The sequence below is a fragment of the Bradyrhizobium sp. CCBAU 25338 genome, from assembly GCF_028128965.1.
Taxonomy (GTDB): Bacteria; Pseudomonadota; Alphaproteobacteria; order Rhizobiales; family Xanthobacteraceae; genus Bradyrhizobium; species Bradyrhizobium liaoningense.
This window is the reverse complement of record NZ_LFKY01000018.1, coordinates 1-8,118: the sequence shown is the minus strand read 5'-3', so window position 1 is coordinate 8,118 and position 8,118 is coordinate 1. Positions and strand designations below refer to the sequence as shown.

7 protein-coding genes and 1 pseudogene are annotated in these 8,118 nt (G+C 55.6%); 3 read left to right on the top strand and 5 right to left on the bottom strand.

Translation table 11 applies throughout. The features are described 5' to 3' along the window. Nucleotides 1-350: 350 nt before the first annotated feature. From ACM42_RS08485 to ACM42_RS08470, 4 genes and pseudogenes are all read right to left on the bottom strand, one after another. Entirely contained in the window at nt 351-1,124 is a 774-nt protein-coding gene (locus tag ACM42_RS08485) for an SDR family NAD(P)-dependent oxidoreductase (RefSeq protein WP_271527507.1), read from the bottom strand. Between the two features lie 57 nt (nt 1,125-1,181). Then, nucleotides 1,182-1,463, bottom strand: a pseudogene (locus ACM42_RS08480) (helix-turn-helix domain-containing protein); the annotation flags it as partial. Nucleotides 1,464-1,560: 97 nt separating this feature from the next. Next, on the bottom strand, nt 1,561-1,725 hold the full coding sequence (locus ACM42_RS08475) for an aspartate 1-decarboxylase (protein WP_442868907.1): 165 nt from the start codon (nt 1,723-1,725) through the stop codon (nt 1,561-1,563). A gap of 81 nt (nt 1,726-1,806) precedes the next feature. Further along, on the bottom strand, nt 1,807-3,504 hold the full coding sequence (locus ACM42_RS08470) for an AMP-binding protein (RefSeq protein WP_271527506.1): 1,698 nt from the start codon (nt 3,502-3,504) through the stop codon (nt 1,807-1,809). Between the two features lie 105 nt (nt 3,505-3,609). Between ACM42_RS08470 and ACM42_RS08465 the strand changes: the two genes are divergently transcribed. Further along, complete coding sequence (locus ACM42_RS08465) at nt 3,610-4,833, top strand: ABC transporter substrate-binding protein (RefSeq protein WP_442868906.1); 1,224 nt, start codon at nt 3,610-3,612, stop codon at nt 4,831-4,833. A 22-nt stretch (nt 4,834-4,855) separates the two neighbouring features. On the opposite strand, the gene ACM42_RS08460 is transcribed toward ACM42_RS08465, so the two are convergent. Continuing rightward, entirely contained in the window at nt 4,856-5,845 is a 990-nt protein-coding gene (locus ACM42_RS08460) for a winged helix-turn-helix transcriptional regulator (protein WP_271527505.1), read from the bottom strand. Between the two features lie 334 nt (nt 5,846-6,179). On the opposite strand from ACM42_RS08460, the gene ACM42_RS08455 reads away from it, so the two are divergent. Together ACM42_RS08455 and ACM42_RS08450 are read left to right on the top strand one after the other, a co-directional pair. Continuing rightward, on the top strand, nt 6,180-6,989 hold the full coding sequence (locus ACM42_RS08455; protein ID WP_271527503.1) for an enoyl-CoA hydratase/isomerase family protein: 810 nt from the start codon (nt 6,180-6,182) through the stop codon (nt 6,987-6,989). 151 nt (nt 6,990-7,140) lie between these two features. Continuing rightward, entirely contained in the window at nt 7,141-7,650 is a 510-nt protein-coding gene (locus tag ACM42_RS08450) for a VOC family protein (protein ID WP_271527502.1), read from the top strand. Nucleotides 7,651-8,118 lie beyond the last annotated feature (468 nt).

Genomic DNA, 8,118 nt, shown 5'->3' with positions numbered 1-8,118 from the left:
GAGACTGACGGAAAAATCCCGACGGCATACCCGCCGCAATTTTTCCGTCTTGAATTCACAGAATAATTTGTGCCGCTCCGAATACTGGAGATTCCGCTACCTATCGGTGTCAATCGACTGAATAGCTCTGCATACGTAGCGCAAATCGCCACAGCCAATCTTGGCGCGACGTAGCTTCATTTACCGTCAGAGATCAGGTAGGCGCTGGTTTGCTCGCCCGATGGTCCCCTAACCGTTGCCTTCCGAAGGCAAGTGTCAAGCCGGCATTCCGCAGCTCAATCAATAGAGCGTCGCCCCCCCCCGAATGCGACAGAACCACGAAAATCTCGCCCCGGGTGTGGCCCATCCATTCAAAAAGATGACACGAGATGCCCCCCGTCCACGGCCAATGTCGCCCCGGTCATCCACGCTGAGGCATCGGAGGCAAGAAGTAGAAACGCGCCGTTGAGGTCGGTCGGACTGCCCAGGCGGCGCATTGGAATCCTGTCAATCATCCTTCGACCGGGCTCACTTGCGAAGAACTCTGCGTTCATGTCCGTCCCGATATAGCCTGGGCAGAGAGCGTTGACGCGGATACCATATCGCGCCCATTCCATGGCGAGCAACTTCGTCATCTGGATTAGACCTGCCTTGGAGATGGAATAAGGAGCCACTCCATTCCCCGGATGAAGGCCCAATACGGACGCGATATTCACAATCGCGCCCGGGCGCTTCGCAGAGAGCCAAGCCCGTGCCGCCGCGTTGGACAGGAGCCACGCACCGCGCAAGTTGGTGTCGATAATGCGATCGAAATCCGACGTAGCCACGGAGATTGCCGGCTGCGAGCTGGCTACGCCCGCATTATTGACAAGTATGTCCAAGGGAGGCGCTCGCCCGCTTTCGACGTGTGAGAGGGCCCGTGACACCGAGTCCTCGTCAGCGACATCAAGGACGACTTCGTAGACGGCAGATGATCCTGCCGCCCGTAGTTCGGCAGCAAGCGCGCCGAGGCGATCTATGCGGCGCGCAGCAATCGAGACAGCCGCTCCATAGCGAGCGAGCAGCCGAGCGAAGTGTTCACCCAACCCACTGGAGGCGCCAGTAACAAGCGCATGTTTTCCAGCGATTGAAGCCCCAAGGTCCATCGTCCGTTCCTATCTAATGCTCTGTGGTAGGACCGCCTCGCCCCATTCATCCTCCGGGCCGAGCGTCAGCGACGCACTCATTGCAGCTGCATTGGGACCGATGCGATATTTCTGGTCCTGCGGCAAATACTCCAATTGACCTATGCGGGTGAGAGTAAGGGTGAGACGAGAGACGGTTGATCGCGGCAAGTCGCAGCGGTCGGCGATTTCGCGATTACCGAGCCGTATTGCAGGGCTCGCGAAACAACGCAGCACGTCGAACGCGCGCGACACGACTTGTATGACATCTGTCCTGTCTGCAAGGAACGGTCCTTGCAATTTTTGAGATCGACGCGCCATCTAACACATCCCTAGTTCAAATACGGACGCGGGCCCAACGCCTATAGCGGCACGATCCCGCCAAGCCCTTTCGATTAACGAAGACGGCACAAAAAGCTCATCGATCCGCGTCCCGGAATTCCTGCTCCAATCCCCCACGAACACCGGACAGAATGCCCGCTTCGTGGCAGTGATCCGGATCGAGTGCAATCGAGCCAGAGTAGTTAAGATTGGATACCGCAACACGCAGTCCAGGCACTTTGCCAGCAAGTACTCTTCTCATCTGAAGATCCCATCGCGTTTTGCGCAGAGCTCCAAGCTTGCCGGAAGAGAAGGTGGAATGAAGGGGCAGGCCGAGCGAGCTTTAATGGTCGGGGTTGATCAATCCCAGAAGTTGAGCCGAGGATTTAGCTAGAAGGAATTTTTGGACCTTGCCGCTCGTTGTCAGAGGAAAGTCTTCGACAAATCGAACGTATCTGGGAATTTTATAGTGGGAGATTTTTCCTCTACAAAATTCCTGAACCTCGTGGCCTTTTACATGTGAGCCCGCCCTCAGCTTGATGCACGCACAAAGCTCCTCCCCATACTTGTCGTCCGGCACTCCGACTACGCAGGCACTCTCGATGGCCGGGTGGAGCTGTAGAAACTCTTCTATCTCGCCGCAGGAAATGTTCTCGCCGCCCCTGATAACCATGTCCTTGATGCGCCCGGCGATCTTGCCGTAACCACTTTCGTCGAACATGCCGAGGTCGCCTGTTCGCAACCAGCCTTCCGGATCGATTGTCTTGGATGTCGTTTCAGGATCGCCCCAGTAGCCCAGCATCGTGGAATAGCCTCGAACGAGGATCTCTCCTGCTTCGCCGATTTGAACGATTGTTCCGGTCGGGTCGACAATCTTCGCCTCGATGTGAGGCACAACACGACCAACGGTGGTTACACGGCGTTCCGGTGTGTCCGTTGGCGACGTCACCATGATGGCCGAGCTAGTTTCGGTCATGCCATATCCGTTTACGACGCCTGTCATATTCATCTCGGTCATGACTCGGCGCAAAAGCTCCATCGGGACTACGGCACCGGCAATGATCCCCGTGCGAAGTGACGACAGATCGCGAGGACGCTCTTCGAGGCGGGCCAGCTCGGAGACGAACATCGTTGGCGTGCCATAAAGAGAAGTGCATCGCTCCTCCTCTACCGCGCTCAGCACGCTGTCCGCATCGAAAGCGTCACCAGGATGGACGATCTTCGCGCCCCGCAGCATTGCGAGCAGATTGCCGGTAAGCATGCCAAATATGTGGAATAGAGGAAGCGGCACGCAAATGGCGTCGAGCTCCGAGGTCCCGCAAATTTGTCCCGTGAACCACGCACTATTGAGCAACCCATGGTGACTGAGTATTGCCGCTTTGGGTGCCCCAGTTGTGCCGCTCGTGTACTGAATGTTGATCGGATCAGAAGACTTGAGCCCCCTTGGCCATGCAAAGCCTTCGCTAATTGCCCGTAGACCATTCTCGGCGACATCTTGGAACCGAGTGACGCCGTCATAACACTCGGGCGCCGTGCATATCAAAACGCCCAGTTCAGGCATTACTGCCGAATGAAGTTCACCGGACTGAGACCTGCCGATTTCCGGGATAAGACTTCGGAGCATATCGAGATAGCGGCTGCTCTTGAACGAGTGCGCAAATACCAGTGCCTTGCAACCAACCTTTGTCAGGGCGTACTTGATTTCCGCGGTCCGATAGGCCGGATTAAGATTCACGAGTATCAGGCCAATTTTTGCTGAGGCGTATTGCGTCACCGTCCACTCGACGCAGTTTGGCGCCCAAATTCCAATACGGTCGCCCGGTCGAAGCCCTGCCTGCCATAGACCCGCAGCGAAACCGTCGACCCGACGCTTTAGATCGCGATAACTCCATCGTACCTGTTGATGTCGAACGACGAGCGCAATGTGATCACCATAGCGTTCTGCAACATCGTCGAACGCCGCGCCAATGGTCGCGTCGATCAGAGGCTGCGACTGGTCCCCCTGAAAATGGCTGAGGCGTAACTGAGCGTTGTGTTCCACGACCTTGATCCAGTAGAGGGGATGGAGGGGTTGCGTAAGACTACTTATCAGATATAGTAGCGCTACGCAACCGGCTCGCATACGAGCCGATCAGGGAGGAGAACGATGCGAGCACGAAATTTTGCAGCACTGGCATCTGGGCTAGCCATGTTTGCGTTAAGCCATGGCGATACGTACGCGCAAAGCAAATACGACATCGGCGCCAACGATCACGAGATTAAGATCGGCAACATTCTGGCGTATAGCGGGCCTGTCTCCAGCCTTGGCATAATTGGAAAGATCGAAGCCGCTTACTTCAAAAAAATAAACGACGAAGGAGGCATCAACGGCCGCAAGATCAACTTCATTTCGTATGATGACGCTTATAGCCCACCAAAGACTGTTGAACAGGCCCGCAGGCTCGTCGAGAGCGACGAGGTGCTCTTGATCTTCAATCCCGTTGGCACGCCAACCAACGCAGCGATTCAAAAATACATGAACGCGAAACGCGTACCGCAGCTATTCGTCGGCGGGGGCGCGACACGCTGGAATAACCCTGCAGAGTTTCCCTGGACGATGGGCTTTCAGCCCAACTATCAGACCGAGGGACGTATCTTTGCGAAGTACATCCTAACGACAAAACCTGACGCCAAGATCGGGGTGCTTTACCAGAATGATGACCTCGGCAAGGATTACTTGAAGGGTCTCAAAGAGGGCCTCGGGGCCAAGGCTTCCATGATCGTGGCGGAAGAAAGCTACGAGATATCTGAGCCAGTCATTGATTCACATATTGTGAAGCTGAAGGCGAGTGGAGCAGACGCCTTCATCTCGATCGCATTGCCAAAGGTCGCCGCTCAATCAATTCGTAAGATCTCCGAGTTAGGCTGGAAGCCGCTTTTCATTTTATCGAGCATCGGAGCATCGATCGGTACGGTTATTCGTCCTGCAGGCTTCGAGAATTCTCAAGGGATCATTTCGACCGTTTACTTGAAAGACCCTTCGGACCCGCAATGGGCAAATGATGAAGCGAAGCAAAGATTCGATGCCTTCTTAGCGAAGTATGCGCCCGAGGCAGATAAGAACGACTACTTTGTCGTGTACGCATATGTCATCTCTCAGACGATGGCGAAGGTTCTGCAGCAGTGCGGCGACGACCTGACGCGAGCAAATGTCATGCGACAGGCTTCCAGCTTGAAGGATTTCAAGCCGGACATGCTGCTGCCGGGCATTGCTCTCAACACGAGTCCAACGGATTTTGCACCGATGAAGGATATGCGAACGGCTCGGCTCAAAGGAGAGCGCTGGGAACTCTTCGGTGACATCATGTCAGGTTCGGATACCGGAAACTGACTTAGGCTAGCGCATTATGCAATCATGCCTTAGCTCGGCGAGCGCCCTTCTTCGAAGCAGTCGCAGGAGGGCGCGACTTGCGCGCACGAGGAGCAACCAGGTGGACCTGCTTGACTTCGACGTCTTTGGGCAAAGGTGGCTTGCCGCACGCGACGCAGACTATTTCGACGTGTAGGGGCTGACCACAAGATCTGTGAAGGACCGAAGTCCTTGTGGCGTGCTTTTGGAGACCGCGAAGGCCCCAATCGTGAAGGGTTAGTAGGACGGGGCAAATCGCCTTGCCGCTCTCACTTAACCGGTATTCGTGCCGAGGCGGTCGAGATTGATATTCGAGCCGATCCAGCAATCCGCGCTCGACGAAATGGTTCAGCCGCGCTGTAAGCGTCGTTCTCGCGATACCTAAAATGCTGTGGAAGTGTTCAAATTTGGTAACCCCGGCCAAGGCCAACCATAAGACGAAGAAGCCCCAGCGGTCACCAATGACAGATAATGTTCGGCTGACGGATGTTGGCCGCCCTGCGGTGTACAACTCCGGGCGCGACGAGACCCTGACTTGGGCGGCATCCTTGCGAACAGTCTCGGCAATATTGCCGAGGTTAATTTGAATATCCTCCGCGTTTACTTCCCGTTTGCAAGCTGAGCAAATCGCCTTCGGACGCAGCACACGACCGCATGTTTTGTGCGACAGGATGACGGGAGGACCATCCTTCCCGGCGAGCCAGTCGTCACCCCACTTCATCAGCGACAGGGCGTACGGGTAAGTATCAAGCCCGCGCGCCGTGAGGCGATATTCATGGATATCGGAACGATCAAGCAGCCTTTTCCTTTCCAGTAGACCAAACTCGACAAGCAACGACAGACGGTCGGTCAACGTGTTCTTGGCAATGTTCAAGTTGCGTTGAAAGTCACCAAATCGGCGAACCCCAAAGAAGGCTTCCTGCTGGATCAGGAAACTCCAGGGATCGCCAATCGCCCGCAAGGCACTATCCAACGGAGAGGTTTCGTCAGCCATCTGGGGGTGGGATCGTGATTCTACGTTTGTCATTCGGATGTCGTTGCTAGCAGAAGCGGGCACGGATCGCACGTTTTTCCTGCCGTTTCTGTCGTTGCGAAGCTTTGGCGTGGCGCGCCACAGGGCCGCGCTGGCCTTGTAGACCGCTATCGGGCGCCCGCTGATTGGAGACGGCCGCCTGCCCGGCACGCCGATGCAACGGCGCTTGTGGTGGACCGCCGCGGTCTGGCAGGAAAGCGACCGTCGCAGAAATACAGTTGCGTAGCGCTACTAACTCATGTATCAATACCTCGTTAGTAGCGTTACGCAACCATCAATCAACAGGAGACCTCCCTTGTCACAGTACAAGCACATCATCTTCAAGCGCGAAGGAACAACCACTCGGATTACTTTCAACAGACCTCAAGCCCACAACGCTCTTGATCGCGAGATGTCCGAAGAACTTTCGAACGCCGTTCGCGCGGTCAAGAAGGATCGGGAATGCCGGTTTCTCGTGTTCCAGGGCGCGGGAGATACGTTCTGTGCTGGTGATGACATCAAGGACTTTTTGACCTGGAATGACGAAGATCCGTACTGGCAGTGCCGTCAGTACCAGGAAACGGCGCAGACGATCGAAGATCTCACCTGCATCACGATCGCAGCCGTCGACGGGGTTTGCACGGGCGGAGGCCTCGAGCTCACCTTGACCTGCGACTTCGTGATCGCGACCGATCGAAGCCGGTGGGGCATGCCGGAGATCGACTGGGATATCACGCCAGGCTGGGGCGGCGTGACGCGGCTGCAGAAATTTGCTGGCCGCCGCAAGACCAAGGAATGGAATCTGATCGGTCAATTGTTCGATGCCAAGACCGCGGAGCGGTATGATCTGATCAATCGAATCTGCAAGCCGGCTGATCTCAACAAGGAAGTCGACGCGTTGATCGCGGTTGTCGCGGCGAAGAATCCCGTGACACTCCGTCGATCGAAGTTTGTCCTCAACAAGAGTGCTGACCTTCCGGTGCCGGCGGCTATGGCGTTCGAAGTTCCCCTACAACCGTTTGATAGCAAGCCCGGGCGCTTCGCTACGGAGGGCATGGAGGATTTCGCTAAGCGCGAGACCCGCAGCGCGCGTCGCAAGGTTTCCAAGACGTTCTGGCAAGAGTGACAATGCGCCGCGCTCAGCAAGCGGCGCAGACATTTGACAGAATGACAGAGGGCGCCTCGACATGCCCTCTGTTCGCACATTATCGAGATCGGCGAAGAGCAAACGTACGTCTCCGAATTAGAAGTGTCTCCTTCAACAGTTAGGTGATCAGGTGAGCGCAATAAGAATTCGCGAATGGCTTCACGCCAATATCTGTGTGAGCGATCTAGAGCGCAGCATTGCGTTTTACGAAATGCTAGGATTCGAAAAGTTCGACGACAACGTTTTCGAGCAGGGCGCGGGCGTCTGGGCAGGACTTGGATTGCCGGAGGGCAGGCGCTTTCGGGCCGCATTCATGAGGATATCGGGCGGCCGACCGCGCCCATTCTTGGATATCATACAGTTCATCGATCCACCGACAACCGGCGAGGCATATCCAACTCTTCATAACATCGGTATCGGTCGGCTTTGCTTTGAGGTCGACAACCTTTTCGAGGTCGCAAAAGTCTTGGAAGAAAACAAGGTCCCTTTTGTTGGACCTATCTCGCGCTACGAGACCGCCAAAGGCGTGCGGTCGCACGGGATCGATTGCCTGTTCCTATGTTTTAAAGATCCAGATGGAACTGTGCTCGAATACATCCAATTTGAGCGCAGAAAAAATGTGCCAGACTGGCGTACCTAAGGACCGAAATGACAGGCTCGCTATGCGCCAAAACTTATCCGAGCTCGAGACTGGAGCCCCCCGCCCTTCTGTACGCTGAAGCCCGCTGCAGTACTCCGTCAGGACAATCGTTGTGGATTGAAGACCTCGACCGCGATAAGTCCAAGCACGACTTCGATCAGCGTCCTCGATACGAAGGAATCGACAATCTTCTCCAGACTACGCCAGACCGCGCGATATCCGCCCGCCGCCCTACTCCCACTCAATGATTTAGGAAGACGTTTTCGCGTTGATTTCCAAGCACAAATTCTCAAAGCTGACGGTCTAATGCCGACGGTATACCCGCCCGAATTCTTCGGTCCCTTGAGTTCACAGGAAAATTTCCGAAGCTCTGAGGGTTGGCAGGTTCAGCAAGTATCGTGACCTTGCCCCTCGGGCTTAATCCAGCTTGAAGTTCGTTCTGGCTCCAACGAGGACCAGAGCATGAAG

Coding starts and splice junctions, on each gene's coding strand:
- ACM42_RS08465 (WP_442868906.1), top strand. CDS start 3,610: ATGCGAGCACGAAATTTTGCAGCACTGGCATCTGGGCTAGCCATGTTT.
- ACM42_RS08460 (WP_271527505.1), bottom strand. CDS start 5,845: ATGGCTGACGAAACCTCTCCGTTGGATAGTGCCTTGCGGGCGATTGGC.
- ACM42_RS08485 (WP_271527507.1), bottom strand. CDS start 1,124: ATGGACCTTGGGGCTTCAATCGCTGGAAAACATGCGCTTGTTACTGGC.
- ACM42_RS08475 (WP_442868907.1), bottom strand. CDS start 1,725: ATGAGAAGAGTACTTGCTGGCAAAGTGCCTGGACTGCGTGTTGCGGTA.